This is a genomic window from Kamptonema sp. PCC 6506 (genome assembly GCF_000180455.1).
Classification (GTDB): Bacteria; Cyanobacteriota; Cyanobacteriia; order Cyanobacteriales; family Microcoleaceae; genus Kamptonema; species Kamptonema formosum.
The window spans coordinates 1-26,029 of the sequence record NZ_CACA01000097.1 but is presented as its reverse complement, the minus strand read 5'-3'; the positions used below and the strand labels follow the sequence as shown (position 1 = coordinate 26,029).

27 protein-coding genes are annotated in these 26,029 nt (G+C 42.8%); 18 read left to right on the top strand and 9 right to left on the bottom strand.

Features of this window, described 5'->3' with window-relative positions; all coding sequences use genetic code 11:
• The first annotated feature begins 76 nt into the window (after positions 1-76).
• The 12 genes from OSCI_RS05425 (at position 77) to OSCI_RS05380 (ending at position 11,290) form a co-directional block, all read left to right on the top strand.
• Positions 77-658, top strand: coding sequence for a hypothetical protein (locus OSCI_RS05425; protein ID WP_007353863.1), 582 nt, complete (start codon positions 77-79; stop codon positions 656-658).
• Positions 659-735: 77 nt separating this feature from the next.
• On the top strand, positions 736-903 hold the full coding sequence (locus tag OSCI_RS30570) for a hypothetical protein (RefSeq protein ID WP_007353862.1): 168 nt from the start codon (positions 736-738) through the stop codon (positions 901-903).
• Between the two features lie 283 nt (positions 904-1,186).
• Positions 1,187-1,621 carry a ferritin-like domain-containing protein gene (locus OSCI_RS05420; protein ID WP_007353861.1) on the top strand — a complete coding sequence of 145 codons (435 nt, stop codon included), beginning with the start codon at positions 1,187-1,189 and terminating at the stop codon, positions 1,619-1,621.
• A gap of 115 nt (positions 1,622-1,736) precedes the next feature.
• Complete coding sequence (locus OSCI_RS05415; protein ID WP_007353860.1) at positions 1,737-2,681, top strand: FTR1 family iron permease; 945 nt, start codon at positions 1,737-1,739, stop codon at positions 2,679-2,681.
• 45 nt (positions 2,682-2,726) lie between these two features.
• Positions 2,727-3,539, top strand: coding sequence for an MOSC domain-containing protein (locus OSCI_RS05410; protein WP_007353859.1), 813 nt, complete (start codon positions 2,727-2,729; stop codon positions 3,537-3,539).
• A 109-nt stretch (positions 3,540-3,648) separates the two neighbouring features.
• Complete coding sequence (locus OSCI_RS05405; RefSeq protein ID WP_007353858.1) at positions 3,649-6,417, top strand: SUMF1/EgtB/PvdO family nonheme iron enzyme; 2,769 nt, start codon at positions 3,649-3,651, stop codon at positions 6,415-6,417.
• Between the two features lie 353 nt (positions 6,418-6,770).
• Entirely contained in the window at positions 6,771-8,258 is a 1,488-nt protein-coding gene (locus tag OSCI_RS05400; protein ID WP_007353857.1) for a cobyrinate a,c-diamide synthase, read from the top strand.
• 99 nt (positions 8,259-8,357) lie between these two features.
• Positions 8,358-8,666 (top strand): hypothetical protein, encoded by a 309-nt coding sequence (locus tag OSCI_RS05395; RefSeq protein ID WP_007353856.1) that lies wholly within the window; start codon positions 8,358-8,360, stop codon positions 8,664-8,666.
• 11 nt (positions 8,667-8,677) lie between these two features.
• The gene (locus OSCI_RS05390; RefSeq protein ID WP_007353855.1) at positions 8,678-9,142 is read left to right on the top strand and encodes a hypothetical protein; all 465 of its coding nucleotides are present in this window, start codon (positions 8,678-8,680) and stop codon (positions 9,140-9,142) included.
• Positions 9,143-9,245: 103 nt separating this feature from the next.
• Positions 9,246-9,704 (top strand): KGK domain-containing protein, encoded by a 459-nt coding sequence (locus OSCI_RS05385; RefSeq protein ID WP_007353854.1) that lies wholly within the window; start codon positions 9,246-9,248, stop codon positions 9,702-9,704.
• 3 nt (positions 9,705-9,707) lie between these two features.
• The gene (locus tag OSCI_RS28215; RefSeq protein ID WP_007353853.1) at positions 9,708-9,884 is read left to right on the top strand and encodes a DUF4089 domain-containing protein; all 177 of its coding nucleotides are present in this window, start codon (positions 9,708-9,710) and stop codon (positions 9,882-9,884) included.
• 26 nt (positions 9,885-9,910) lie between these two features.
• Entirely contained in the window at positions 9,911-11,290 is a 1,380-nt protein-coding gene (locus OSCI_RS05380; RefSeq protein ID WP_019487747.1) for an Asp-tRNA(Asn)/Glu-tRNA(Gln) amidotransferase GatCAB subunit A, read from the top strand.
• A gap of 263 nt (positions 11,291-11,553) precedes the next feature.
• Here the strand turns inward: OSCI_RS05380 and rpsU are convergent, their stop codons facing one another.
• The 3 genes from rpsU to OSCI_RS05370 form a co-directional block, all read right to left on the bottom strand.
• The gene (rpsU, locus tag OSCI_RS28210) at positions 11,554-11,742 is read right to left on the bottom strand and encodes a 30S ribosomal protein S21 (protein ID WP_007353851.1); all 189 of its coding nucleotides are present in this window, start codon (positions 11,740-11,742) and stop codon (positions 11,554-11,556) included.
• Positions 11,743-11,887: 145 nt separating this feature from the next.
• A complete protein-coding gene (locus OSCI_RS05375; RefSeq protein WP_007353850.1) occupies positions 11,888-12,193 on the bottom strand; it encodes an RNA recognition motif domain-containing protein in 306 nt (101 codons plus the stop codon).
• A gap of 402 nt (positions 12,194-12,595) precedes the next feature.
• Positions 12,596-14,281 carry a tetratricopeptide repeat protein gene (locus OSCI_RS05370; RefSeq protein WP_007353848.1) on the bottom strand — a complete coding sequence of 562 codons (1,686 nt, stop codon included), beginning with the start codon at positions 14,279-14,281 and terminating at the stop codon, positions 12,596-12,598.
• Positions 14,282-14,653: 372 nt separating this feature from the next.
• On the opposite strand from OSCI_RS05370, the gene OSCI_RS05365 reads away from it, so the two are divergent.
• Entirely contained in the window at positions 14,654-15,019 is a 366-nt protein-coding gene (locus tag OSCI_RS05365) for a Mo-dependent nitrogenase C-terminal domain-containing protein (protein ID WP_007353846.1), read from the top strand.
• A gap of 207 nt (positions 15,020-15,226) precedes the next feature.
• On the opposite strand, the gene msrA is transcribed toward OSCI_RS05365, so the two are convergent.
• Positions 15,227-15,703: a peptide-methionine (S)-S-oxide reductase MsrA gene (msrA, locus tag OSCI_RS05360; RefSeq protein WP_007353845.1), complete on the bottom strand. Its 477-nt coding sequence runs from the start codon at positions 15,701-15,703 to the stop codon at positions 15,227-15,229.
• A 188-nt stretch (positions 15,704-15,891) separates the two neighbouring features.
• Here msrA and OSCI_RS05355 point away from each other — a divergent pair, with 188 nt between their 5' ends.
• From OSCI_RS05355 to OSCI_RS05340, 4 genes are all read left to right on the top strand, one after another.
• Positions 15,892-16,815, top strand: a complete 924-nt coding sequence (locus OSCI_RS05355; RefSeq protein WP_007353844.1) for a DMT family transporter — start codon at positions 15,892-15,894, stop codon at positions 16,813-16,815.
• A gap of 206 nt (positions 16,816-17,021) precedes the next feature.
• On the top strand, positions 17,022-17,543 hold the full coding sequence (locus OSCI_RS05350) for a DUF1499 domain-containing protein (RefSeq protein WP_019487748.1): 522 nt from the start codon (positions 17,022-17,024) through the stop codon (positions 17,541-17,543).
• Positions 17,544-17,588: 45 nt separating this feature from the next.
• Positions 17,589-18,074 carry a glutathione peroxidase gene (locus OSCI_RS05345; RefSeq protein ID WP_007353842.1) on the top strand — a complete coding sequence of 162 codons (486 nt, stop codon included), beginning with the start codon at positions 17,589-17,591 and terminating at the stop codon, positions 18,072-18,074.
• A 263-nt stretch (positions 18,075-18,337) separates the two neighbouring features.
• Positions 18,338-18,796 carry a VOC family protein gene (locus OSCI_RS05340; protein WP_019487749.1) on the top strand — a complete coding sequence of 153 codons (459 nt, stop codon included), beginning with the start codon at positions 18,338-18,340 and terminating at the stop codon, positions 18,794-18,796.
• Between the two features lie 179 nt (positions 18,797-18,975).
• Here OSCI_RS05340 and OSCI_RS05335 read toward each other — a convergent pair whose 3' ends face one another.
• From OSCI_RS05335 to OSCI_RS29625, 5 genes are all read right to left on the bottom strand, one after another.
• Positions 18,976-21,954 carry a PAS domain S-box protein gene (locus OSCI_RS05335; RefSeq protein WP_007353840.1) on the bottom strand — a complete coding sequence of 993 codons (2,979 nt, stop codon included), beginning with the start codon at positions 21,952-21,954 and terminating at the stop codon, positions 18,976-18,978.
• A 39-nt stretch (positions 21,955-21,993) separates the two neighbouring features.
• Positions 21,994-22,194, bottom strand: a complete 201-nt coding sequence (locus OSCI_RS05330) for a hypothetical protein (RefSeq protein WP_007353839.1) — start codon at positions 22,192-22,194, stop codon at positions 21,994-21,996.
• 280 nt (positions 22,195-22,474) lie between these two features.
• On the bottom strand, positions 22,475-24,601 hold the full coding sequence (locus OSCI_RS05325; protein ID WP_007353838.1) for an ATP-binding protein: 2,127 nt from the start codon (positions 24,599-24,601) through the stop codon (positions 22,475-22,477).
• A gap of 110 nt (positions 24,602-24,711) precedes the next feature.
• On the bottom strand, positions 24,712-25,056 hold the full coding sequence (locus OSCI_RS05320; RefSeq protein ID WP_007353837.1) for a slr1659 superfamily regulator: 345 nt from the start codon (positions 25,054-25,056) through the stop codon (positions 24,712-24,714).
• A gap of 8 nt (positions 25,057-25,064) precedes the next feature.
• Positions 25,065-25,313, bottom strand: a complete 249-nt coding sequence (locus OSCI_RS29625; RefSeq protein WP_007353836.1) for a hypothetical protein — start codon at positions 25,311-25,313, stop codon at positions 25,065-25,067.
• 278 nt (positions 25,314-25,591) lie between these two features.
• Between OSCI_RS29625 and cynS the strand changes: the two genes are divergently transcribed.
• The coding region (cynS, locus tag OSCI_RS05315; protein WP_039961767.1) for a cyanase at positions 25,592-26,029 on the top strand (438 nt) is incomplete at its 3' end.

The following is a 26,029-nucleotide window of genomic DNA, read 5'->3' as shown; positions in this document are numbered from 1 at the left end:
AGGCTGTTTGATTGTAGCATTAAATCGAGCGATAAAAACCGAATCGATCGTCCAGAAGTAATAGAGGCTTTTCCCGATGAGTTTAATCACAACTGGCGTAACGCTTGGGGAGTCAACAGGTAAATTAATTGTTCTTAATCTGAGTAGATACCGCAAAGCACGGATTTGGCTGGGTACATTGCCAGAACTAAACTATCCAGTAGTCAAGGTTTTGTCACGGACTAAAAAAGATGCGAAAAAAATTGATATTTCTGAAGTGCGGCGCACAGCTATTGAGATGTTTATTCCAACAGGAGGTCGCTTTATCTACGGACTCCTAGAGTCTGAGTTTACGCCCACAAATTCAGGAGAATTTTCTATCAAAGTTGCAACTTCTACAGATACAGGAAATCCTGTTGATTGGTCGCTGGCTGCAAGCGTTGATGAAGTGTGCGCCGGAATTCCGTTAGAATACTCTGAGAGCGTTATCGAAGGTGCATTGAGTGCCGCAGATGTTCTCGGCTCTGGTATTCTTTGCTTTGAAGGTGGCGCTCACGGTGCTCTAGGTTCTTCCAATCGCATTTTTAGACACTTAGCTACTACCGCAGTTCGGATACTTGCTTGTCCATTCGAGTCAGTTTCCGAGCAGAATTTAACTGCTCTTGTTGCTGGCTTTTAAGCAGAGTTTATATATTTATCAGTTATGTTTTGCGAGCGCACTTAAGAGACAATTGAAATTAAAAAGTACCATAAATCATGCAAATTACGATCGACCTTCCCGATAACTTGCCCCTGACTGAAGCTGATGTGCGGAGAGAACTCGCGATCGTACTTTATCAGCAGCACAACCTCCATATTCATAATAATGCTAGGGCGATCGCGCAACCTCTGGTAGTAGGATTAGTGTGTGATGGGTCATACTGACTAAAATCTTAACGTAGAGTTCGGCTAACAGTGCGATCGCTACCGATCTAGTCACCTTCCCGATTAAGATAATTGAGAAATATGTTCAAAATTATTACCAATTATTGACGACGCAGGGCTATTATTAAAACAATCCGTAAAAATATTACATTAAAAATTATTAATGGTTTAATGCTTGATATAGTATGAGGGAAAACAGGGACAAAATAACGATTGCTCTTCAATCGAAACTCCTGACCTCCAATTTTTTACTTTCGTTACGTTCTAATACCAAGTACAACAAATGAGAGAACTTGACCAAAAGAAAACCATTGAACTGCTAATTTCCATTATGGAGTGTGAACTAGCTGGTGTCGTTCGCTATACTCACTATGCACTGATGGTAACAGGGCCCAACCGCATTCCCATTGTACAGTTTTTTCAGGGACAAGCAACTGAATCTTTGCTCCACGCTCAACAGGTAGGAGAAATTCTTACAGGTTTAGAGGGGCATCCTAGCCAGAAAATTGCTCCCATTGAAGAAACCTATAAGCACTCGATTAGAGACCTTTTAGAGGAGAGTCTAAACCATGAGAAAAAAGCGCTGAGTATCTACAAGGATTTGCTCGAAGTTGTAGAAGATGCCAGCGTTTATTTAGAAGAATTTACCCGAACTCTAATTGGTCAAGAAGAACTGCATCAGGTTGAACTAAAAAAGATGTTGCGGGATTTTAGTTGATTGTTAATGGTTAACTGTTAATTGTTAACTGTTAACCGTTAACTGTGTTAGTGGTTAGTTGCCCTTAAAAAGATACTGACCGCTAACAACCAACAAATAACAAATAACAAAAATAATGAATTTTAGTGAAGCTATACCAACATTTTTAATTACTCTGCGCGAAGGAGTCGAAGCAGCCTTAGTAGTCGGAATTGTACTTGCTTGCTTGCAAAAAGCTCAGCAAAGTTATCTCAATTCTTGGGTGTATAGCGGTGTGGGAGTAGGAATTGCTGCTAGTGGTTTAGTGGGAGTATTATTCAGTTTTTTATTACAAGTAGTTTCTAACTCCGATCGACCTTATACTCCCGTCATGAAGCAATTGCTAGAAGCTAGCTTTGGTGCAATTGCGATCGCGATGCTGAGTTGGATGCTAATTTGGATGACTCAACAAGCACGATTTCTGAAATCTGAAGTGGAAGGTGCAGTGACAACAGTTTTAAAACAAGATAGTAATGCTGGTTGGGGAATATTTACTTTAATTTTTATTGCTGTCCTCCGCGAAGGTTTTGAAACTGTTTTATTTATCACTGCCAAATTTCAACAAGGCTTAGTTCCAGCTTTTGGCGCTTTAGCAGGTTTAGTGATGGCTGTAGTTATAGGCGTGCTCTTGTTCAAATTGGGAGTTAAAATTAATCTCCGCCAGTTTTTCCAAGTTATGGGAATTTTCTTACTCTTTATTGTAGCAGGTTTGGTAGTATCAATGGTAGGACATTTAGACAAGGCTGTTAATGCTTATGCCCAGATTCAAAATAATGCTGAAGTCCTGTGTTTCTATTCAAATCGGATGGCTGAAGTTCACTCCTGTATTTTAGGGCCGATGGTTTGGAATGCAACTCATATCTTGCCGGATGGTCAATTTCCTGGTATCCTGTTGAAAACTCTGTTTGGATATAGAGAGCGACTCTATCTCGTACAAGCAGTGAGTTATGTCTTATTTTTGCTCGGTGTCGGTGGTTTCTATCTGCAAAACTTAGCTGTAGCATCAGAAAATAAGACGCAGTTACCTAAAGCCCAAAGTTAGCTCATTTGTAAGACAAATCTAATCACTCTAGCTGTAAGTAGACAAATGAAATCCATAACCGTCAAACAATTATTTTCTCATCCTATTAAGGGGCTAACACCCTATGAGTGCGATCGCATATTGTTGACAGAGGGACATGGTATTAAGGGCGATCGAGCTTTTGCTTTGATGTTTACAGATAGTATTAAGGCAGGTGAAATGCCTGTGCTAGAAAATATTCCTTGGATGAGTAAGAAACATTTTGCTGTTCAAAATGACTGGCCTCTTTTAGCAGCATTAAAATGTCACTATCAACCAGAAACAGGGATTTTGACAGTAAAACGGGAAGGCGTTACAGTGTTGGAAGCAGAAACAAAAACAACAAATGGGCGCGATCGTATTGGCAGCTTTTTCACTGAATATATTAGTAAGCTTGAACCAACTAAAGAAGCGCGTCATCCAACACGATCGCCTTTACTTTTAGTAGGCGATAGCAGCGGTGAAACCCGCTACCCAGATCGCGAACCCGTGCATATTTCCATATTAAGTCAAGCAACTCTAGATAATTTAAGCGAAGTTGCGGGAAATTTTGTTGATGTTCGTCGCTTTCGCCCTAATATTGTTATCGATGGGGTTCCAGCTTGGGAAGAATTTAACTGGATGGGTAAGGAATTTCAATTAGGATCGGCGCGAATTTTAGTAAGTGCAAAAATTGGTCGTTGTCCTAATATTGAAGTCGATCCTGATACGGGAAATCGCGATTTACCTCTTTTATCTTTGCTACAACAGCAGTTTGGTCACGCACAAACTGGAGTTTTAGCAAAAATTATAACTAGCGGCGATGTAGAGATTGGTAGCTTGTTAACGGTTAACAGTTAACGGTAATCCATCAGTCTGTCAGGGATTAAAACCCCTAGCGGATTGGCGGGTTTCAGCTTAAGTTGACACGCTTTAGTCAATATTTTTAGAGCAAACCAGGAGTTTATTTATGGATATTCTCGGAACTATAGTTGGTGGTATTGCCAAAATAGCCAGTAGAGTCGCCCCCGCATTAATGGGAGTGAATCAAAGCCTTGCCATCAGCAACCAAATGGCATTTATAGCAAACTTTCAAAAAGGAGACAGTGACGCTAAAGAATTAACAATTAAACGCATGGAATTTGATGCTAAAATGGAAATGATGCGTCAAACAGTGAGAGCTAAGGAACGTCAAGAAGATAAAGAATTTAGTTTAGCTCTCAAATCCATAGAAGCGGAAACCCTCCTCAGACAAGAAAAAATGCGTCAAGCATTTCAATCCCTAGAAGCAGAAAAACAAAGGGAATTTACCCAAGCGATCGAAAAATTTAAAGCAGAAGTACAAATTGCTCTCCAAGCTGATAGTATCGCCTTTCAACGTTGGAAAACTGAAAGCGATCGCCAATTTGCCCTAGAAATTCGCTTTCTTGATGCTCAAATTACCCGACAACGAGATAAACAAAACCGTGATGATGCTAAACGCGATCGCAATAGCCCCGTTTTTGCCGTAGCTGATGACATCATTCAAACCGTTCACAATCGCCCAGAAATGCCTCTTACCGTCTTCTTTTCACCCCCAGTATTGCGTTACGATCCCCTACCCAATGCCACTACCCAAAGTCAATTTCCCATGATGGAATCCACCATTTCTGGAGCATTACGGGAACTGTTCAAACGATATACCTTGAATCAACGTCCCGTCAAATTTATGGCTGGGGAATGGGTGACAAAAAATCGTCGTGCTGAGTCTGCGGTTAATCAAATCTTTAGCGAACTGTCTTCTATTCCTGTCATAGTTTTGGAAACGGAAGTCGAAGAATCTTTTTTCAATATGAATATCGGTTTCTGGAATAATGATTTTGATGATGCCCGTTTTGAAACCGTTGTCCGTAAACTGCGTTGGCAAGATGCTATAGGGGAAATTTCCCAAACATTATTCCCACAATGGCAAGAGCAAGGGCGAGAAGTACAAACCGACTTTGAGAAAGCCGAATTTAGTCGCCGCAATCGGGAAGCCTTCACTCACTATATGGAAATTCTCCACTGTATTCATGTGGGGATGGTGACAGATGAATATTTCTTGATCTATGCTCCCCAACGTCAATTACCTCTTTTACCCTCATTATTACCTGATTTATTTGATGAAGCTAATCTTTCCGATCGAGAGCGTCTCTCTTTAACCACAGCCGTAATTAACTACTGTAATGCTCTATTTGATGGTTTGGAGCAATTTGAACCCGCCGCGATGCTGGAATTGCGCCTAGCTTGGGCTAAAATTTTGCAGTCTGTACCCTCACGCTATGGTTTTAGTAACCAGGTACAAGCTGTTATGCAAACTTGGTTAAAACAACGAGGTATTAACTCTAGTACCGATACCATTACTGACATTGGTAAAATGCTCCTGCCTGAAGATGCGACCTTTGTCGAATCTCTCAATGCTTGTTTACAAGTTTTAGGAGAATCCCATTTTCTAAATATTTCTTTGTCCTGTTTTCAGCGCGGCATGGAACATTTACAGGCGCAACATTATGACTTAGCTCGTCTTGATTTTGACCGCACTATTTCCATCAATCCCCACGCAGATGCTTACTATCAAAGTGCCGTAGCCTGTTATGGATTACAAGACTATGCTAGTGCTGTTGCCGATTTGGATAAAGCTACAGCCCTCCAACCCCATCGTGCTGAATATTACGATTTACGGGGTGATGCTTACCTGAAATTAAACAACTATGAAATCGCCCTGGCTAACTATAATCAAGCGGTGACATTAGGGCACCTCAGTAATAAACGAGATGCTTTGCAACGGCAATGGAATGATATTCGCCGTAAAGAAGAGGAAGAGCGTAAACTTCGCGAGGCGGAAACTGCCCGTAAACGTGCTGAGGAAGAAGAGCGTAAACTTCGTGAGGCGGAAACTGCCCGTAAACGTGCTGAGGAAGAAGAGCGTAAACTTCGTGAGGCGGAAGCTGCCCGTAAACGTGCTGAGGAAGAAGAGCGTAAACTTCGCGAGGCGGAAACTGCTCGTAAATGTGCTGAGGAAGAAGAGCGTCGTCGTGCCTTGATTTTACCTTTGCCAAACAATCAAACTATAGAATTGGTTTCGATTCCCGCTGGGGTATTAAAAATGGAGGGAGAACACACCGTAAATATCTCTGAGTTTCGGATGGGAAAATATCCCATTACCCAAGACCAATATCAGGCTGTCATGGGTAAAAATCCTTCTAAGTTCTCAGGTAGTGCGAAGGAAAATCACCCTGTGGAGAATGTTAATTGGCATCAGGCTTTGGAATTTTGTCAAAAACTCACCGAACACTTGAAAAAACAAGGTTTTACGCTCAAAATTTGCCTGCCTAGTGAAACTCAATGGGAATATGTTTGTCGTGCAGGTACAACGACAAAATACTGGTTTGGTGACAGTGACAGCGAGTTACAAAAACACACTTGGTATAACGATAATTCGGGTCGCCATACCCATTCCGTTAAGGAAAAAGAGGATACCCATACGAACCCTTGGGGTTTGGTGGATATGCACGGTAACGTTTGGGAATGGTGCGATGATAACTGGACAAGCACTGTCTCAAAGCTACCTAAAGATGGTAGTCCCTATTTTAATGGTTCTCAAGACCGCAAGGCACTGCGTGGGGCCGCTTGGTTCAACCATAGTTGTGCTTCTGGCCGTCGCGGCCACAATTTCGCGCATAATGTCGGCAACGACGGTTTTCGTGTAGTATGCGTGTAGCAGCAGAACTCCTGAAGATCGGAACTGATGAAAGGGGTTTTATTGGGGGTATAAAAAGGAGTTTAGACTTATTCCAGTGATGGCAACATCCGAAAATAAAACCAGATAAAGTAGCTTAGTAAGTAATACTGAAAGGTCGCTTTATTTTCAAATTTTAATTGTTTTTACCATAAATTATATCATGTCCGGTTGATTGACCATAATACCTGACCGGGGCGGGTTTTCTATATCTATTGTTTGTGTTGAATATCAAGGTGAACCCGCCCCTACAGAAATTGCTGTTAATTGAGCGGACATGATATTATACCAATTCTGAGAAGCACAGCTAGATTATATCAAAAAAATAGAAACAAATGGCATTAGTAATTGCGGGAGAACGCAGCGGTACAGGGAAGACAACGATCGCGATCGCCATTTTAGCATTTTTAATCCGTCGTAGTTTAAAAGTTCAATCTTTTAAGGTTGGCCCGGATTATATCGATCCCATGTTTCACTCGTCGATTACAGGCCGTCCTTGTCGCAATTTAGACCCAGTAATTACTTCTGAATCTTACGTGCGACAATGCTTTACCCGTCACAGTCAAGACGCAGAATTTGCCTTAGTTGAAGGAGTGATGGGATTATTTGATGGGGTTCCTCGAAGGAAGAAGGAAGAAGGAAGAAGGAAGAAGGAAGAAGAACAAGATAATTTGATTTCTTTTGGTTCAACTGCTCATGTCGCGCGATTACTGGATTTGCCAGTATTGTTAGTTATAGATTGTAGCAGTTTGTCTGGTTCTGTGGCTGCGATCGCGCACGGATATCGTAGTTTCGATCCAAAACTGAAGTTCGCTGGCGTTGTATTAAATCGAGTTGGTAGCGATCGCCATTTAGAACTACTCAAAGATGCTCTAGAACCTCTAAGTTTACCCGTTTTAGGCGTTTTGCGCCGTCAAGACAATATCACTATCCCAGATCGGCACTTGGGTTTAGTCCCTACTGAAGAATTGAGTAATCTTAATTCCTTGGTTGATAAAATGGCTGATTTAGCTGCTGTTTGCTTTGACTGGAAGCAACTTTTACCTCTGTTAGCTGCACCCACAAATTTGGGGGATGAGGGGTCTGAGCAACTTTTATATATGCACAGTCTCCCTACTGTCAATGTAACTTCTTCGCCAGAATTTGTCAAGGGGGGAAAGCAAAAAAAATTGGTGCGAATTGGAGTTGCTCGCGATCGCGCTTTTAGCTTCTATTATCAGGACAATTTAGACTTACTACAAGAACTTGGTGCTGAATTAGTGTTCTGGAGTCCTCTAACAGATAATCAACTTCCCGATAACATCCAAGGATTATATTTTGGCGGCGGTTTCCCCGAAGTTTTTGCCCAAGAATTGAGCAATAATTTGCAAGTTCGCGATGCTGTCAAAGCTGCTACTGTTGCTGGAATGCCAACTTATGCCGAGTGCGGTGGCTTAATGTATTTGTGCAATTCTATTGTAGATTTTGACGGCAATTCTTGGCAAATGGTAGGGATTTTGCCGACATCAGCGGTAATGGGGAAAAAGTTAACATTGGGATATCAGGAAGCAATTGCTTTACAAGCAAGTCCGCTGTTATCTACAGGGATGAAAGTTTGCGGACACGAGTTCCATCGATCGTCTTTAACCATAGAACCTAATATGCCTCTTTATCAAATGTGGCGTTATGGTAAGTTCGGAGAAAGTGCGGCGGTTGCTGAAGGATGGCAAGTTTATCAAGTTCACGCTTCTTATCTCCATCTTCATTGGGGAGGAAACAGAGATATTCCAGCACATTTTTTAGAGCAGTGTTCTAATTTCAATATGGGTAAAATTTACCGTTGATTTATTATGAATTGACAAAATAAGATGTGGATAATGAACCTGCTAAAAGCTCAAGCCAGGTTTTTTATTTGACAAACAACATCTAAAGGTGTTAGAATTATGAACCAAGCTCCTATTCCCGATCAAACTCCAAGAAATTTGCAAGAGCAACTGCTCATAGAAGATGCTAAAGCTGGCAATTGCAGAGCAATTATAGGCGGGCCAGACGATATGCTAGGGGATGCGTCTAGGCTTGTGGCAATTTACGGTGGTAATCCTGAAGATTGGTATAAAATGACCAGTAATCAAGCTGTGATGATTAATGGAGCATCGGTACAAGTACACTGGTTTCAAAATAGTCAAGTTCAGCAACAAGTTGAACTCAAGTTTAAGCGACAATACCCTAAAACAGCACCCAAGAATTTGTAGGTAGTAAGGTTATGAAAGTTAGGTGTATAGCGAATACAGGTGAATTTCTTCCTGGCAATTATCTCGATCCGGCAAGAGGTTACACAAGAGAGCTTGAGTTGCCTTTGACTGTGGGTAAGGAATATATTGTTTATGCTATGCGAGAATGGCAAGGAATTTTTTGGTACTATATCTGCGATGATAACTACAGCTATTATCCTATTCAAACTCCTGCACCATTATTTGAGGTTGTTGATAACAGAGTCTCTAAGTATTGGCGTTTGATGTTTTACCCGAATGGTGTGTTAAGAATAGCTTTTGAACAATGGTTTGCCGATCCTGATTTTTACGATAAACTGACGGATCAGGAAGAAGCAGAAGTTTTGATTTTCGAGAAGGTTAAAGAGTTGATGGATGCTGAGGCTTTATCTTTGCCTTCTCTGGATATAACTGAGGAGCAGATGGATCAGAATGTGCGGGAAATTGTTAATGTGTAAATGGGATAAAGAGCGGTTATCGCTAGACTGGTTCGCTACTTTACTTGACTAGCGAGACAAAAAAATGCTAATGTTGTGATGCTGAGGCAAGCCCCACTTAATTATGAGTGAAGAATTTTACCGCTTAATGAGTGATGATGTTTTGTTGTTTGATGCAGATACCTTTACAGGAGGGAAATTCAAGGAGTTAATAAAAACAGAATTTTTCTCTCGTTTTTTGGAGTGGTATAAATATACATCAGCATATAGAGTTAAATCTGATTTATGTAGTTTATCATTTCCGCCTGTTTCGTTGCGTTTTAACGATATTCACTTGAAATCTGTACCGATAGAGTGTAAGCTTTTGAAAGTTGGTGGAGTTCAAGGGTGGGAAGAAGGTAAAATCAGAATATCAACTTCTATACAAGAGCCAGAAAAAAACAAAGCTGTTATTCAAATTGATTTAGAATTCTTTCCAGACAAGCCAGATGAATCTCTATCTATCTTAGATGAATTGGATGAAATCAGACAATCCGAGGAATACAAAAAATTAAGTAACCCCGAAGTAAAAGAGGATAACTAAACCATGAATAATATAGAAGAATACGTCGATCGCACAGCCGAACTAATCCAACTACCGTTAAACCCCGAACACCGTCCCGGTACGATCGCTAATTTTGAAAGAATAACCGCGATCGCACAAATTGTTACAGAATTTAGCTTACCAGAGGAAATAGAATCTGCACCAGTGTTTGAGCCTTGATTTTTTAACCGCAGATGAGCCCAGATATGTCAAACCCAGATGATGCCGTCGCTACAGCAGAAGCCATTAAAACCGGTAAAATCACAGCTAAAGCAGTCGTAACAGCCGCTTTAGAACGCATTACCGCTAAGGATAAAACCCTCAACTGTTTTACTACTGTCACCGCTGATACAGCCTTAGCTGATGCTGATAAAATCGATAAAGCAATCGCACTCCATCAAAACCCTGGCCCCTTAGCAGGCGTACCCTTCGCCGTTAAAAACCTCTTCGACATCGCCGGAGTCACCACCCTCGCCGGCGCTAAAATTAACCAGGAAACCCCTCCAGCCACCAGCGACGCAACCCTTGTTACCAGACTCAAACAAGCAGGCGCGATACTCGTAGGCGCTCAAAATATGGACGAGTACGCCTACGGCTTCGTCACCGAAAACAGCCACTATGGCCCCACCCGCAACCCCCACGATACCACCCGCGTCGCTGGCGGTTCCAGTGGTGGTTCCGCCGCAGCCGTCGCTGGAGGTTTAGTACCCCTCAGTCTGGGTTCAGATACCAACGGTTCCATCCGCGTACCCTCTGCTCTCTGTGGTATCTTTGGCTTAAAGCCTACTTATGGCCGTTTGTCAAGGGCCGGCGCATACCCCTTTGTGGGAAGCTTAGATCATGTCGGGCCTTTTGCGCGATCGGTTAGAGATATTGCTGCGGTTTATGATATATTACAAGGCAGCGATCCGGCAGATCCCGTTTGTACCAACCGCCCCCCAGAATTATGCTTGCCCCAATTAAGCCGGGGAATTGAAGGCTTAAGAATTGCTGTTGCTGATGGCTATTTTGCCCAAGGTGCGGAACCAGAGGCCTTAGCAGCCGTTGAAACCGTTGCCCGTGCTTTAAATTGTACGGCTACAGTGACTATACCAGAAGCTCACCGGGCTAGGGCTGCGGCGTTTGTAATTACGGCCTGTGAAGGGGCAAATTTGCATTTAGCGAATTTGCGATCGCGCCCCCAAGACTTCGATCCCGCCACTCGCGATCGCTTCCTCGCAGGCGCACTCATCCCTGCTACTTGGTACATTCAAGCACAGCGTTTCAGACAATGGTATCGCGATCGCGTCCGTGAAATCTTCCAGAATGTTGACATCATTTTAGCGCCAGCAACCCCCATTTGCGCTCCACCCATCGGCCTTGAAAAGATGACAATAGCAGGTGAAGAAGTGGTAATTCGCCCCAATTTGGGTATATTTACTCAACCTCTCTCATTTATTGGTTTGCCGATCGCCTCAGTACCCATCCAGCGGCCTAATGCTTTGCCATTAGGGGTACAAATTATTGCCGCACCTTACAATGAAGCTCTTATCCTGCGAGTCGCTGCGATGTTAGAATCTGAAGGAATCGTCAGCAGTAAAATTTAACAATTAAATTAAGCTTCTTAAAATTAACAAAATTAATATAGCAACCTTCTTAGCAGTTAGGGTAACTCAAGCGTGTTACCTCTGGTTCATAATCCCTTACTTCGTCAAGCTTTTCCCTCTTCCCTCTTCCCTCTTCCCTAGCCCCTAGCCCCTAGCCCCTCTTCCATCTTCCCTAGCCCTATTTGGTTCCCAGGTTCTACCTGGGAACGCAAGTCTATGGCTTTTAGCCTCTATGCTCTTTTGCCATCCAGCGAGTTCTAGAATTAGTTGGAACGCTGAAAACGTCTCTTAGGCCGTCTGGCGATCGCTTTACGCTTGCGCTTTTCCAGGGGAGTCTCAAAGTGACGGTGCTTTCTCATGTCTGGAAAAATGCCCGCTTTGGAAACTTGCCGCTTAAATCGACGGAGGGCTGACTCAATCCCTTCATTTTCGCCTATTACAACTTGTGTCATTCTATATCCTCAATACACTGACTCAATTATTAATTTACGCTAAATTGGCTTCATTAAACAGTTGCGATCGCGCGTGAAAGAGGACAGACCCCACATCTGTCCTCTTTGACTAACTTAGATAGACTGAAAATTTCAGTCCCCAATCTTAGAAGCGGCGAGAAGAGCGATTGTTGTTACCCCAGCCACCACCGCCAGAGGAACGGCGGTCTTCGCGAGGCTTAGCCTTGTTCACCTTCAAGTCGCGACCCATCCACTCAGCGCCATCAAGAGCTGCGATCGCAGCCGCTTCTTCCGCTTCGCTGGCCATTTCCACGAATCCGAAACCACGCATCCGTCCAGTTTCCCGGTCTACGGGCAACTGCACGCGACTTACGGTGCCGTACTCGGCAAATACCTCGGTCAGGTCTTCTGACGTGACTTGGTAGGAAAGATTACCTACGTAAATAGACATTGATGAACTTCTCCAGAATCAGAGGTTGTAGAGATTTAGATTCGGAGAGACGCCTGTACATAAATACAAACACACTACGCAACCGAACTCAATCCTTAGACTACGACTATAACACAAAAAAATTGAAATGAACTAGCTCTAAATCATAAAATTTCATTAATTAATATTAAGCTTTTTCCCAAAAGTCAATTTTTTTCTCCCCAATTTTAATTTTTAATTTTTAATTTTTAATTGTACTTCCCACTACCGTACCCCAAAAATAAGTCTCAAAGGGTTTTTGGGCAAGATCGACACGCATTTTTTTAGCCCAAGTGTAAATATCGAAACCAATCCGGCCGCGATCGCCCTTGCTAAAATTTGCTTGCAGTTATTTTGTCTCGATTGCTGTCCATATCGGAAGACTCAAAACTTCCCACTAATTACACCCTTAACCCTTAATTCCTCTCTACTTACTAGCGCTTCATAATAATCAGGCTGAATTTCTAAAGCCACACCATAAGAACTAATCGCATCTTGAAACCGCTGCAATTTTTGCAGAACATCACCCCGTTTTAACCAAGCTTCGCAGTTGTCCGGTTTGAGTTGAATCACTTTATCAAAAGCAGCGATCGCCTCTTGACATCTTTCCAATTTTGCTAAATTCTTACCACGCTGCAACCAGACTTGATAGTTATCTGGCCAGATTGCAATTCCTTGGTTGTAAGCAATCAAAGCATCTTCATAGCGTTGCATTAAGGCTAAGGCATTTCCCCGCTTCAACCAAGCTTCAAAATTATCTGGCTGAAGGAGAAGTACCTGGTCATAAGCAGCGATCGCTTCTGCATAACGTTCCAACTTTTCTAAGGCCGCACCCCGCTGAAACCCCACCTTAGAAGAAATATCCAACTCTGAAGTCATGGCAATCACTTTATCAAAACAGGCGATCGCTTCTTCGTAGCGATGCAACTTTTCCAAAGCCTCACCCCTGTAGTTCCAAGCTTCTAAGAAATCGCCTTTCAGTTGCAGGGCATTACTATAAGCAATAATCGCTTCTCTGTAATGTTCCATTCCTGCTAAAGCTAAACCTCTTCCCAGCCAAGCTTCGGGGAAATTCGGATTGAGTTGAGTTGCCTTATCAAAGGAAGCGATCGCTCCTTCCCAGTGTCCCGCCTCCGATAGAACTTGACCGAAACCGATCCACAATTCGGGAAAATTGGGATTAATTTTAATCGCCTGATTTAAAGTTGCGATCGCCGCATCCGGTCGCAAATGCTTAAGCGCCATACCTTTATAAAACCAGGCTTCGCTGTCTCCCGGCTGCAATTGAATCACGCGATCGTAAGAATTCACCGCTTCTGCGTATCGGTGCAATTTCTCCAAAGCAATTCCGCGATTAAACCAAGCTTGATAATTTTCTGGTTGCAGTTGCACCGCTCGATCGTAAGAACTCACAGACTCAGCGTACCGCAGCGCTTTCATTAACGCCAAACCTCTGTAAAACCAAGCTTCAGCGTTACCAGGCTGGAGTTTAACTACTCGCTCAAAAGCAGCCACAGCCTCAGCATAGCGATCGCCGTGCAGCAGCGTACAGCCTTGGCGATACCAGATTGTAGGTAAATTTGGCTTAATTTCGATCGCTTTTCTATAGCAAGCAGCCGCTGTTTGGTACTGATGCAATTCCTCTAGAGCTCGTCCCCGGTAGTGCCACGCTTCATAATTTTGCGGTTGAATTTGAGTTGCTTGCTCGAAAGAAACTAGAGCTTCTTGATATTGGTGCAAGCTCAACAAAGCGCTCCCTCGCAACACCCAAGCCTTATAGCTTTCTGGTTTAATACCAATGGCGCGATCGCAGCAAACAACAACAACATCATACCGATGCAATTTCCTCAGCACCGTAGCTAGCTGCAACCAAGCCTGACACCAGTCCGGTTTAACTTCAACCGCTTTCTCGTAATGATGCACCGCCGCTTCATACCTTCCCAAACCATAGAGCCTATTACCTTGGCTGTACTCTGGGAACGCTGTAAAAATGCTCAAAGCTCCAGACAGCGACATAGGAGGAGATTTAGAACTAGATGAGCTATCAGTGGCAGAAGTTGGCGATGTCATATTACAACCCAGAATTTACAACTTTTTTAGCTTTTAATTTTTAATTTTTAATTTTTAATTTAATTATTTGCCCCAGCCCAATTCTACAGCAAACTACAGCCCTAAGAAAGCTCATCTATTTAGAAACTTTATGTCTTTCTTCTAAAATTCCGTAGTTTCACTATGGAACATTTAGGGTAATCTGCGTCAGAATCTTAGAGGTACACAATAAAGTACGACAAAAAACCATACCTGAGCTTAAAACTCAAGTACCCATTCCCAGACAAGTCAATTTAATCGAGACACTACAAATCCGGTATCGCTAAGCGACACCCTGTAGATACTCAACACAGAGTGCTTTGCACCTCGTTGCAAGAAAGGAAAAAGAGAAGTATGAATGTGTCCGAATATACCATATCTGACCGAATTGTAGCAATACCGGTATGGATTCCTAAAGAGGAAAGCGCTGTTAATCTCCCCACAACTGCCCAGCCGCAACCCTGCGATCCTCTGCGCCCCCTGCGTCAATGGCTTGACAGCATAGAAGTTAAAAGCCCCAAATTGGCTCACAGACTGTGCAAGCTAATTCCAGCGCAGTGTCCATTTGAGCGCACTGTCAAGCTTTTTGGTCGTCAACTGTTTCACATCCCCCCCTTATGCAAGCTCAACCCGCTTTACGATGAATTGGTTGCTCTGCGTTTTCGAGCTTTGTGCTATTTGGCGGATGTGTGTGGCGAAGATGTGACGCGCTATTGCTAAATACCTGTTAACTGTTAACTGTTAACTGTTAACTGTTAATTGTTAATTGTAAGGTGGGCGATCGCCCACCTTACCTTTAATTGGTAACTAGACCTTTTGCAAAAGTCGATCGATCTCATTCCCAGTTATAGCTTTATTCTCTCATCTTCCCAGGCTTGTTTCTCGATCGCTAATTCCCAGTTTCTCCTTGTTTACTCAGTTTTAAGTTTATGTTGACGGCTGTATGCCATGCCGTTTTTTATATAAATATTGCTGGTGGTAGTCTTCAGCTAACCAAAACTCATTTGCTGGTTGAATTTTTGTCACAATTTGGTTATCATATCTCCCGGAGAGTTGGAGCTTCCGTTTAGAAGCAATCGCAGCTTGCTCTTGTTCTAGATTGCGATAGAAAATAACAGAACGGTACTGTTCTCCTCTGTCTGGCCCTTGCCGATTTAACTGCGTCGGATCGTGGCAATTCCAAAATACCTCTAGGAGTTGCTCATAACTAACAACACTACAGTCAAATTCCACCTCTACCGCTTCAGCATGACCCGTAACTCTAGCACAAACGTCCAAATAGCAAGGATTTGACCAGTGTCCTCCCGTATATCCCACACAAGTCGAAGCGACACCCTTGATATCGCGAAAAGTTTCTTCAACACCCCAGAAACAACCAGCGGCAAATGTTGCTTTTTCTAGCATGATTTTCTCTTTACACTTTGATTGCTTTCTGCCTTGGGCCTTACCCAACTATGCTGACCAAAACTTGACCATAACTCCCATAATATCACCCATTTGCATGAAGCCAACGTGCTATAAATACTGCAAAATTGAATCTTAAACCAAAAATAAACATTAGAGCAATACTGCTCTGAGGCTCATAAATACTAATGCAACTCCACTCTAGTTCAGGTAGATGGCGTTTAGGTCTGACCTTATCGCTTTTAACTGCATCGCTCTGGGGCGTTTTGCCCATTGCTTTAAAGGTAACGCTACAAGCCCTAGATGTTTATACCGTTACTTGGTTTCGTTTTCTAGTATCCTTTGGACTATTAGCCTTATATTTAGCCGCCCGCCAGCAATTACCAGACTTGCAAAAATTGCGGGCAACAAATATGGGATTGATGGCAATCGCAATTGTATTTCTATCAGCTAACTACCTGCTATTTCTAATCGGATTATCCCAAACTTCACCTGCTAACACTCAAGTTTTAATTCAATTAGCTCCCGTGATGATGGGATTGGGAGCCTTAGTTATTTTTAAAGAACGTTATACTCTACATCAATGGATTGGTTTAGGAGTATTAACCCTCGGTTTTTCACTCTTCTTTCACGAGCAATTAACCAATTTAATTTCAGCACAAAGTCAATATCTAATTGGCAGCGGTATAGTCGTAATTGCAGCCGCAGTGTGGGCTGTTTATGCCCTAGCTCAAAAGCAACTTCTGCAAAAATTACCCTCTGCAAGTATTATGCTCATTCTCTACGGAGGCTGTGCTATATTATTCACTCCCTTTGCTGCACCCCAATTATTGCTTACACTCAGCCCTTTACATTGGGGAATGCTACTTTTTTGTGCATTAAATACTCTAATTGCTTACGGAGCTTTTGCAGAAGCAATGGATCACTGGGAAGCCTCACGAGTGAGTGCAGTGCTGGCTTTAACACCTTTAGTTACGCTGTTTTCAGTCTGGAATATTTCGGCTATTTTTCCTACTCTAATCGCACCGGAACAGCTCACAATTCTTGCAGTTGTAGGCGCAATTTTAGTCGTCGGGGGATCGATGACAATCGCGATGGGAAAGTCGCGGTAAATCAAACAAGATGAGTACAGAAATACTACTAAATCTGTGCAAAGAAACCGGATTTTTAGGAAATATTTAAGATTATTAACTAGATATTTACAAATAAACCCGGTTTCTGACCTCAAACTTCGTAAGTTCTGACTACTATATTTACAAGATGCCAAATTAATGATATGATTTTATTAGTTCTACATCAAAGCTAACTTAATTAATTCATGCAAAAAACGGAAACAGGATCGTCATTACTCAATAAAGTGCTTGTAATTATTATATCCTTGCTAGTGGTAACTGCGATCGCGCTCCCGACAACACTCGCCATTTCTGGAGAAAATACAATGTTTGCTGGAAAAAGACCTACTAACCTGGGAGTAAAGTCAGGACAACTTGCACCTTGTCCCAATTCTCCTAACTGTGTCAGCAGTTTCAGTCAAGATAACGAACATAAAATTGCACCTTTGGCATACACTTCTACCTCTACAGATGCAATTGCTAACCTCAAAAAATCAATTCTATCTTTACCAAAAACTAAAATTATCACCGAAACCAATAATTACCTATATGCAGAATTTACTAGCGCTTTAATGGGATTTGTTGATGATGTTGAATTCTTACTAGATGATGAAGAGGCAAAGGTAATCCAAGTCCGTTCAGCTTCCCGTTTAGGAGAGTCTGATTTAGGAGTTAACCGGAAAAGAATAGAAACCCTGAGAGCCAAACTCAACCAACTTTTAACCTAAATTAAGGTAAAATTTGTAGTAGTAAAGTTAGCAACTTCTTTGAAGATGACCAGCACTATCTCCGAAATCAAAGTAAAAACGATCGCAGGCGAAGACAAGCAACTAGGCGAGTACGCTGGTAAGGTACTCTTGATAGTGAACCTTGCTTCCAAATGCGGCTACACCCCTCAATACGCTGGGTTAGAGCAGTTAAACCAGAAATATCAGGCGGCGGGACTGCGAATTTTAGGATTTCCTTGCAATGACTATGGAGCACAAGAACCTGGTACGAACTCAGAAATTGTCCAATTTTGTACTATCAATTATGGTGTAACTTTTGACCTATTTGACAAAGTACACGCCAAAGGTTCTGAGCAGCATCCTCTTTACGCTCAGCTTACCAAAGCGGTCGAACCAAAAGGGGAAGTTTCATGGAATTTTGAGAAATTCTTAGTCAACAAGCAGGGAGAAGTAGTTGCCAGATTTCGCAGCAGCGTGACTCCCGACTCGCCGGAATTAATCGCGGCCATTGAGCGGGAATTAGCTAAATAGTTTTTGGGTTAATTGTTAACTGTTAATTGTTAATTGTTAGTTAACTATTAACGGTTAACTGTATTTCTAGTTAGAGATTAATCAAATGGAAAATACTGCTTCGTTAGACTTAATAGTGGGTTTGGTTGCATTCGTCATTCTGATAAGTGCGCTCGTTATGTTGTTCCAGGGGATTGCATCTTTCCCTAAACAAAAATAGAAATACCAGACAAACTCTCGCAAATTAAACCCAATTTAAAATCTCAAATTTTAAACTAATAATGATGCAATCTACTCAAACTTCTCCCACAGTTATGCTAGTTCCCGGCAACTTACGGCGGGTACATCACATCGCTTTAAATGTCCACGATATGAAAGCATCCCGCCATTTTTACGGCACAATTTTGGGTCTGCACGAGCTCACAGGCGAAGAGGTTCCTGCAACTTTGCAAGAGTTAGTTGCTGCGGGAAAAGTAGCCAATTTTATTACCTCCGACGGTACTGTTATCGATCTATTTTGGGAACCGGAACTCAAACCGCCAGATCCAAATCCGCAGCAAGCTTTTACCCGTGCCAATCATTTAGCCTTTGACATCGATCCCCAATTATTTGACAGTGCAGTGGAAGTGCTATATTTACATAAAGTTTGCATAGATAGCGGCCCAGTTAGTCGTCCTACAGGACGCGGAATCTACTTCTACGATCCTGATGGATTTATAATAGAAATTAGGTGCGATCCATAGGAAGAAATAGGGGCTAGGGGCTAGAATGCTCAGGGCTAGGGAAAGAGAGGGGGAGCAGGGGAGCTCTTGAGCGGGGGAGATAGGGAGATGGGGGATATGGGGAAGATGGTAATTAGCTATTAGCCATTAGCTATTAGCCATTAGCCATTACCAATCACCAACCAACAACAACCAACAAATTACTCATCATCCTTCCGAATAGGTTGTTTTGGCCAGGTAAAGCGAAATGTTGCTCCTTGACCTTCACTCGATTCGAGTTTAATAGTTCCCCCTTGATTTTCTACAATTTTTTTCACTAGCGATAAACCAATGCCTGTATTTTCAACTTTATCGCGAGCTTCCAAAGTTTGGAAGATGACAAAAACTTTATCATGATATTGAGGAGCAATTCCAGGGCCATCATCCGTTACAGCAAACTCGTAAAAATCTTCCTTCTCTTCAAGGGATATTTTCACAGAACCCGATTTGCTGCTGTGATGTTTGACTGCATTACTAATTAGATTAGCAAAAACTTGCTGTAATAATACCCTTTCTGTCGTCAATATTGGCATTCCCGATCCGACTTCCACCTTCAAACTCTCTGGCGGCGCGATAGAATCGATAATTTCTGCTAATAAACTTGCCACATTTACAATTTCTGAGGCTGTTTGGATGCGTCCGACGCGGGAATATTGTAGTAGTGCATCGATCAAAGCTTCCATACGGTGAACTCGACCCCGCAATAGATTCATTTGATGTTGAGTATCCTCAGTCATCGCTTCGCTGAGGTCTTCTTCTATCCAACTACTAAGGTTGGCAATTGCTCTTAGCGGCGCTTTCAAATCATGGGAAACGACATAAGCAAATTGATCTAATTCCTGATTTCGCTTTCTCAAAACTGTTGCTGTTTGACTTAATATTCTAGTTGTCTTTGCCAATTCTTGAGCGCGTTTTTGTAGTGCTTCTTGAGCTTCTTTACGCTCTCTGATATCTTCAACAACTGCCATTAAGTATTCGCCACCATCTTGCTCGCGTAGTAGGGAAACAGTCAAATTGCCCCATACTAATTCCCCATTTTTGCGGAGAAAACGCTTTTCCATCGAATAGATATTAAGTTCCCCTGTTAACAGTTGGTTTATATAGGCCAGCTCAATTTTTAAGTCCTCTGGATGAGTAATATTCTGAAACTTATTTTCTAGCAGTTCTTCCCGACTGTAACCCAAAATATCGCAAAACTTTTGATTAACCAACAGTAACTTGCCTTCCATATTTGTCTGGGCTATTCCCACAGCCGCCTGCTCAAAAGTAGACCGGAAACGTTGCTCGCTTTCAGCAATAGCCACCTCAGCCTGTTTGCGGTCGGTGATATCCTCGAAACTACACATAATTCCGATTACACTATCTTCCCCATTTGTCAGAGGAACTTTGCTAACATCAACCCACATTGTCGAGCTATTTGGCAGTGCAGAAGTAAAAGTTTTAAGTAAGTGATATTGGGGAGTATTAGTTTCGAGAATGTCGCGGCTGATTGCGCGGTAGTGTTCAGCTTGTTCTTCGGGAATAGGCAAATCGTAATCTGTCAGTCCGATGATATCTGTGGGACTTTTTAAACCAAGAATACGGGCAAAGTTTTGATTACAACCTCGATAGATAAAATCTCTGTCTTTCCAGTAGATAAACTGCGGAATGTTGTCCATCACTAATTGCAACATTTGCTGAGAATCTCGCAATGCAAATTCCGCGATTTTGCGATCGCTAATATCGTTATTTATTTGTAAGCTAGCTAAGGGAAGACCATCTTCGTCCCGTTGCAAAGTCCAACGGCTTGCTACTGTTACTTTTGAACCATCTTGCTTAGTGTGTAGGAGTTCGCCTTCCCAAGCTCCATCCCGTAGAAATGCTGCCTTAATTTTGGGTAGAGATTCAGGAAATTCTGTTTGCAAAAGCGTGTGAATATTCTTTCCCATTACTTCCGATTTCCGCCATCCGTAGAGCCTTCTAGCTCCCTGATTCCAATCAGCAATATCATCATTTAGGTCAAGCACTGTAATCGAATCATTCGCTAAATCTAACAGTTGCGATTGTTTGCGGAGGGTTTTTTCAGCTTCTTTGCGCTCGGTAATATCGCGACAAATCCCAATAAATAGTCGCCCCGAAGCTAGCCGCATTTCGCTCACCGCTAACTCCATTGGGAAGGTTGCCCCATTTTTGCGGATTCCCTGGATTTCTTGCTGACAAATGTTGAGTTTTGCAGTAGAATTTGTTAAAAAGTTTTGAAGATAATTCCCCGTGCTATCTTCGTGGGCAGGCTTAGCTATTAGTTTCCTGAGATTCTGACCAATGACTTCTTTCCCTTCCCAGCCAAAAATCTTCTCAGCAGCGAGATTGAATGACTCAATATTACCCTGCTCGTCCAAGGTGAGAATACCATCAGCGGCGTTGTCTACCACTGCTTGAATGCGAGTTTTACTCTCTTGCAAACTAGCTTCTCGGTTTGTTAATTCCCTGTCTAAACGGTCAAATAAATACCAGGAAGCTCCGCCGCCAAGCAAACCGACAAATAAAGCGGCTATTTGTACAAAATTGGTGAGATCGACCCAATGCCGTCTTTCTTCATCTATAATAGCCTGGAACTCTTTCTGACTGACAACAAAATTATTAATTTGCTGCCGCAGGGTATCCATCTGCAATTTGCCTTTGAGCAGAATGTTAGTTAGTTGAGGCGACATTTCAATTTCTCTGCCTAAACTATCAAAACTTTTGAGCGTATTTTCCAAAAAAATTAATTCTTGCTGGGTACTTTTTTTAATTTCTTCAAATCGCTGTAACTGTGCTGGATTTTCTTGCACCATCACTCTGAGTTCTTTGAGCAATTGAGGCAAATTTGCTTTTGCTTTTAAATACGGGTCTAGAAATTCTGGACGCTGCGTCAGACCGTAACCTCGCATTCCCGTCTCAGCATCTACCGCAGTTTTGAGCAAACGGTCAGTTTGTAGTAGTACCTGGTTGCTCTTTTCTATCTGGGCTCTTGTGCTGAGAGTGCGATCGCGCACCCAGGCAATGGCGATCACTGAGGCGAACAGACAAGTTACGGGAATGGCAAGAATTATTGTCCCCCGCTGGCGAGTTGGCCGGTCTACCCACAAAAATTTTACGAGGTGAGATATTGAAAATTTCATTAATTTTTAATTTTGAGATTTTAACAATTTGGCAGCCTCCTATTCTGGCGCTACGCCTATCTTTAGATGGCTTTTAACATGGATGTTATCGATCGATCCTGATGGTTGAACTAGATTAAGGTGAGAGTCAGATTTGTAATTTTGCTCAGCGATCTTTTTGACAGTCCACTTACCTGTATCGGGATCGCGGTCAGCGGTAAAAGGGTTGGCTTTTAGGGGTTGATTGCAAGGTTTAGTCATAGTGCTGCACTCCCGATCTACTTGCTAGTCATATTTTAAGTGCCTCTAAAATGCAGGTTTGTGATAGATAGCAAAGCCAAGATGGGATCTTGGTCACAGAAGGTAGCGATCGCCAAATATGGATCGAGCCTTGGATCTATAATCTATAGCAGAAGGCAGCTATGCAGAAGGCAGAAGTAGAAGAAAAATGTTATTTAGAGTGCAGCTAAGCAATCTACTTAAGGGAGGATGACAACACAAGCGATCGCTTCCGAAAAGCAATTCTGGTGTAACTCCTACTTTACTCAACTTTATTTTCTATTTTTGCCTTAAGGTGAACAGTAAAAGTAGAACCCACCCCCAACTCGCTTTCCACTGTAATATCACCCCCCATCATCTGGCAAAAGCGACGGCTAATCGCCAATCCGAGTCCGGTACCACCATACTTGCGCGTTGTCGAAGCATCTCCTTGATTGAAGACCTCAAACAAACACTGCTGTTGTTCCACTGACATACCAATACCCGTATCAGCTACGCATAAATAAACCCAATCACTATTGCTACCCATTTCGCGAGTTGCACTTAGCCGCACAGTTCCATTTTCAGTAAACTTAAGGGCATTAGAGAGTAAGTTAAAAAGAATTTGCCGCACCTTAGTTAAGTCAGTGAACACTACTCCTAGATCGCTACAGCAAGACACTTCCAATTTATTGGAGTTTTTGTGAGCTAGGGGATGCAGAGTGGCGATGACATCACCGACCAAATCCGCAAGGTCAAAACTCTCCAGGTAAAGTTCCATTTTACCTGCTTCAATTTTAGATAGGTCAAGGATATCGTTAATCAAAGTTAGCAAATGTTTGCCAGCACTGCGAATTTTTTGAATATCGGGGAGCAAATCTTCAAGCCCTTCATCAGAGGCTAATTCTTCTAACATTTCGCTGTAACCAATAATGGCATTCAGAGGAGTTCGCAACTCGTGGCTCATATTAGCTAAGAAAGTGCTTTTTGCTCTGGAAGCTGCTTCTGCTTTGTGCAGTGCTTCTTGCAAAGCTACTTCCGCTCTTTTGCGCTCAGCAATCTCGAATCGGAGTAACTTATTAGCACTCTTGAGCTGAACAGTGCGATTTTCGACAGTTAGTTCTAGTTCCTGCTTCGCCTTAGATAATGCCTGCTGCGCTCTCTGCCGTTCAAAGCCTTCTATTGCTAAGGCAACCAAATTCGCTAGAGAATCAGCAAAAGTGCGCTCCTCCAAGGCCCACTGACGGGGAGGGCCGATATGTTCGTGGGAAACTATGCCCACGATCTGGCCGCCTAGCCGAATTGGTACATTTAAAGTTGATGAGTTCGCGCTCTCGTCTGTAGGCCTTGGAGAGAAGATTTCTGCTTCTTTTGAGTACAATTCCTTTAAAGAGTTTTGAGCCAGAAGTGTCTCAGGCAGAGGCAATCCGAAATGCTCCTCAGCATTCTCTAAGGAGGTATCTAAAAAGCCAGCTCTCAAATCGCTGGTCGAGATTTCTAAACGGTTCCAGTGGCGATCGCTACTACGTTCGTAGAGGTCGAGGCAAACTAATTTTAGATTAGGCTTTTTAGACTTCACAAAATAAGGCTGTTCGTCTAAATTTTTTGCCAGCAAAGCAGTATTGGCCTCTGTTTGGCTATCTGCACTCACGCCCAATCCTAAATCTATTTGAGACTCTGCGGAACGAACGGTAAATCTAAAATCGTTATATAGCCACAGGCTGACTTTATCTACTTCTAGGGTGTGGGCGGCCGTTTCAGTGATTTCGCGAATTGCAGCATTGAGATCCCCAGAGTTAAGAGTCCTTTCTCTGCCAAGTTCCAATAGTGCCAGACTCTGACGGCGGAGCCGTCTTTCACTGTTGAGCAGGACTTGTTCGCCCGCTTTGCGCTTAGTGAGGTCGTAGAGGGCAAATAGTGCCGCTGGTTGACCGCTGAAGGTCAGGGGTTGGACGGATACCATTACCCAGAACGGTGTACCGTCTACTTTTTTGGCTTGCATTTCCCAATTCTGAACGTACCCGTCTCGCGAAAGTGCGTCGAGTACCTTCTCGCGATCGCTCCGATCCCAGTAAAAATCTGGAGTATAGCGATCGATCAAGTCTTCAAGGGATATGCCCAGGAGAGCAGAAAATTGAGCGTTGGCATAGAGTATCTTCCCGTCGGCCACGCGAGCGATCAGCACTGGTACGGGAGTTGCTTGGGCGATCGCTCGAAATCGCTCTTCGCTCTCCCGCAATACCGACTCTGCAAACCCTTGCAGTTGAGCTTCCACGCGATCGGAGTGTTCAGTAGTAGTCTCCAGCAAGATTTCCAGGTCAGCTCTTTCACTCTTAAGCTCAGTAATTTCCGAGCGCAGACGTAAAACCTCCAAAATTAGCTGTTCCTTTGACAATTCTTCTTCCTGCATGGGTTTTGGGTAATTGCGAACTGGCAGTTTGTCTTTAGCGTTAATTCTTGTTTGCCGCTCATTACTAAGTATGGCCTATCCCCCATATTCCGTTACAGCATTTTCCTTCCTTATTCCAGTTCCAATTCTAAGGAAGGCATTAGTCGCTGCAAGTTCTTCAACGATTTTCCCTGCCAGAGTATCTCCTGAGATCCTCGTACCGCAATCTGAATATTCTTTTGCTGGCGCACCCTGATCACAAACTTAGACAGAATGTTGATTCCAGAACTATTTAAAAATTCTAGCTCTCGCAAATCCAAAGTAATTTTCTTTGGCTGTGCGTCAGCCACATCATTGAGCAACTGCACGATGGGCGCGTACTCTTCCATTTTACTCAGCCGGAATGAACCCTGGCAGGTAATTGTCTCAGTAGCGCTGTCGTACCAAATGCAGTAATCTTTACTCTTGATCTCCATAGTGCGTGCTAGTTGTCACAGGTGAGTTGCGATTTTAATGGGTAATTTAGTCCGTAGGGGGACTTTTGAGGTGTTAGTGGATCTCCACTTACTGCTGGTAACTCTTGCTGCGGGAGGGGGGCTTCGCCGAGCGTACCGGAGGGCATAGAGGGGCCAAAGCGCCGAGATGTGGGAAAGGGGCCAGAGGAGGTTGGAGACTTTACCTTACTAACAGGGCTGGGTACTGTTGACCAGTCATCTCCTGACTGGGCATTCAATTCTCAATTGCCTCTCATGTCAATATATGCGTGATTATGCGTAAATCCCAACCAATTCCCAATTTCTGTTTTCCACGCTCAAATACTATTAGTTTAGAACACAACCGTATCTAAAAATGTGAAAATCCATATTTTTTTGCTATTGACAATAGTAACAAAATCTAATTATAGTAATGTCAGCTTTCAGGCAGCCCTTAAAAGGGAAGTATTATTTAGTTTAATTCACTCTTACCTCTGCCTGTACAAAATGCAGTCTAGCCGTCATCCAGGAGCGTCTAATGGCAATTTCAGAAATCACAGAGAAACTTTTGTCTGCTAAAAAAGCTAAGGGTATTACCTTTGGTGAGTTAGAAAAAATTGTCGGGCGCGATGAGGTTTGGATTGCGGCGGTGTTTTACCGTCAAGCTACTGCTTCTGAAGATGAAGCGGAGAAAATTGTATCAGTTTTAGGGTTAGATAACAGTGTAGCTCAAAGCTTAACAGAACCACCCTTAAAAGGTTCCCTGGAGCCGGTTATTCCCGTAGATCCGCTGATTTATCGCTTCTATGAAATTATGCAAGTGTATGGGATGCCTCTGAAAGCAATAATTCACGAAAAATTCGGCGATGGCATTATGAGCGCCATTGATTTTACTCTTGACGTTGAAAAAGAAGAAGATCCTAAAGGCGATCGCGTTAAGGTCATCATGTCTGGTAAATTCTTGGCTTATAAGAAG

Bases quoted from the DNA above. Each gene is read 5' to 3' on its own strand.
- OSCI_RS05425 (WP_007353863.1), top strand. From the start codon at position 77: ATGAGTTTAATCACAACTGGCGTAACGCTTGGGGAGTCAACAGGTAAA.
- OSCI_RS30570 (WP_007353862.1), top strand. From the start codon at position 736: ATGCAAATTACGATCGACCTTCCCGATAACTTGCCCCTGACTGAAGCT.
- OSCI_RS05420 (WP_007353861.1), top strand. From the start codon at position 1,187: ATGAGAGAACTTGACCAAAAGAAAACCATTGAACTGCTAATTTCCATT.
- OSCI_RS05415 (WP_007353860.1), top strand. From the start codon at position 1,737: ATGAATTTTAGTGAAGCTATACCAACATTTTTAATTACTCTGCGCGAA.
- OSCI_RS05410 (WP_007353859.1), top strand. From the start codon at position 2,727: ATGAAATCCATAACCGTCAAACAATTATTTTCTCATCCTATTAAGGGG.
- OSCI_RS05405 (WP_007353858.1), top strand. From the start codon at position 3,649: ATGGATATTCTCGGAACTATAGTTGGTGGTATTGCCAAAATAGCCAGT.
- OSCI_RS05400 (WP_007353857.1), top strand. From the start codon at position 6,771: ATGGCATTAGTAATTGCGGGAGAACGCAGCGGTACAGGGAAGACAACG.
- OSCI_RS05395 (WP_007353856.1), top strand. From the start codon at position 8,358: ATGAACCAAGCTCCTATTCCCGATCAAACTCCAAGAAATTTGCAAGAG.
- OSCI_RS05390 (WP_007353855.1), top strand. From the start codon at position 8,678: ATGAAAGTTAGGTGTATAGCGAATACAGGTGAATTTCTTCCTGGCAAT.
- OSCI_RS05385 (WP_007353854.1), top strand. From the start codon at position 9,246: ATGAGTGAAGAATTTTACCGCTTAATGAGTGATGATGTTTTGTTGTTT.
- OSCI_RS28215 (WP_007353853.1), top strand. From the start codon at position 9,708: ATGAATAATATAGAAGAATACGTCGATCGCACAGCCGAACTAATCCAA.
- OSCI_RS05380 (WP_019487747.1), top strand. From the start codon at position 9,911: ATGTCAAACCCAGATGATGCCGTCGCTACAGCAGAAGCCATTAAAACC.
- rpsU (WP_007353851.1), bottom strand. From the start codon at position 11,742: ATGACACAAGTTGTAATAGGCGAAAATGAAGGGATTGAGTCAGCCCTC.
- OSCI_RS05375 (WP_007353850.1), bottom strand. From the start codon at position 12,193: ATGTCTATTTACGTAGGTAATCTTTCCTACCAAGTCACGTCAGAAGAC.
- OSCI_RS05370 (WP_007353848.1), bottom strand. From the start codon at position 14,281: ATGACATCGCCAACTTCTGCCACTGATAGCTCATCTAGTTCTAAATCT.
- OSCI_RS05365 (WP_007353846.1), top strand. From the start codon at position 14,654: ATGAATGTGTCCGAATATACCATATCTGACCGAATTGTAGCAATACCG.
- msrA (WP_007353845.1), bottom strand. From the start codon at position 15,703: ATGCTAGAAAAAGCAACATTTGCCGCTGGTTGTTTCTGGGGTGTTGAA.
- OSCI_RS05355 (WP_007353844.1), top strand. From the start codon at position 15,892: ATGCAACTCCACTCTAGTTCAGGTAGATGGCGTTTAGGTCTGACCTTA.
- OSCI_RS05350 (WP_019487748.1), top strand. From the start codon at position 17,022: ATGCAAAAAACGGAAACAGGATCGTCATTACTCAATAAAGTGCTTGTA.
- OSCI_RS05345 (WP_007353842.1), top strand. From the start codon at position 17,589: ATGACCAGCACTATCTCCGAAATCAAAGTAAAAACGATCGCAGGCGAA.
- OSCI_RS05340 (WP_019487749.1), top strand. From the start codon at position 18,338: ATGCAATCTACTCAAACTTCTCCCACAGTTATGCTAGTTCCCGGCAAC.
- OSCI_RS05335 (WP_007353840.1), bottom strand. From the start codon at position 21,954: ATGAAATTTTCAATATCTCACCTCGTAAAATTTTTGTGGGTAGACCGG.
- OSCI_RS05330 (WP_007353839.1), bottom strand. From the start codon at position 22,194: ATGACTAAACCTTGCAATCAACCCCTAAAAGCCAACCCTTTTACCGCT.
- OSCI_RS05325 (WP_007353838.1), bottom strand. From the start codon at position 24,601: ATGCAGGAAGAAGAATTGTCAAAGGAACAGCTAATTTTGGAGGTTTTA.
- OSCI_RS05320 (WP_007353837.1), bottom strand. From the start codon at position 25,056: ATGGAGATCAAGAGTAAAGATTACTGCATTTGGTACGACAGCGCTACT.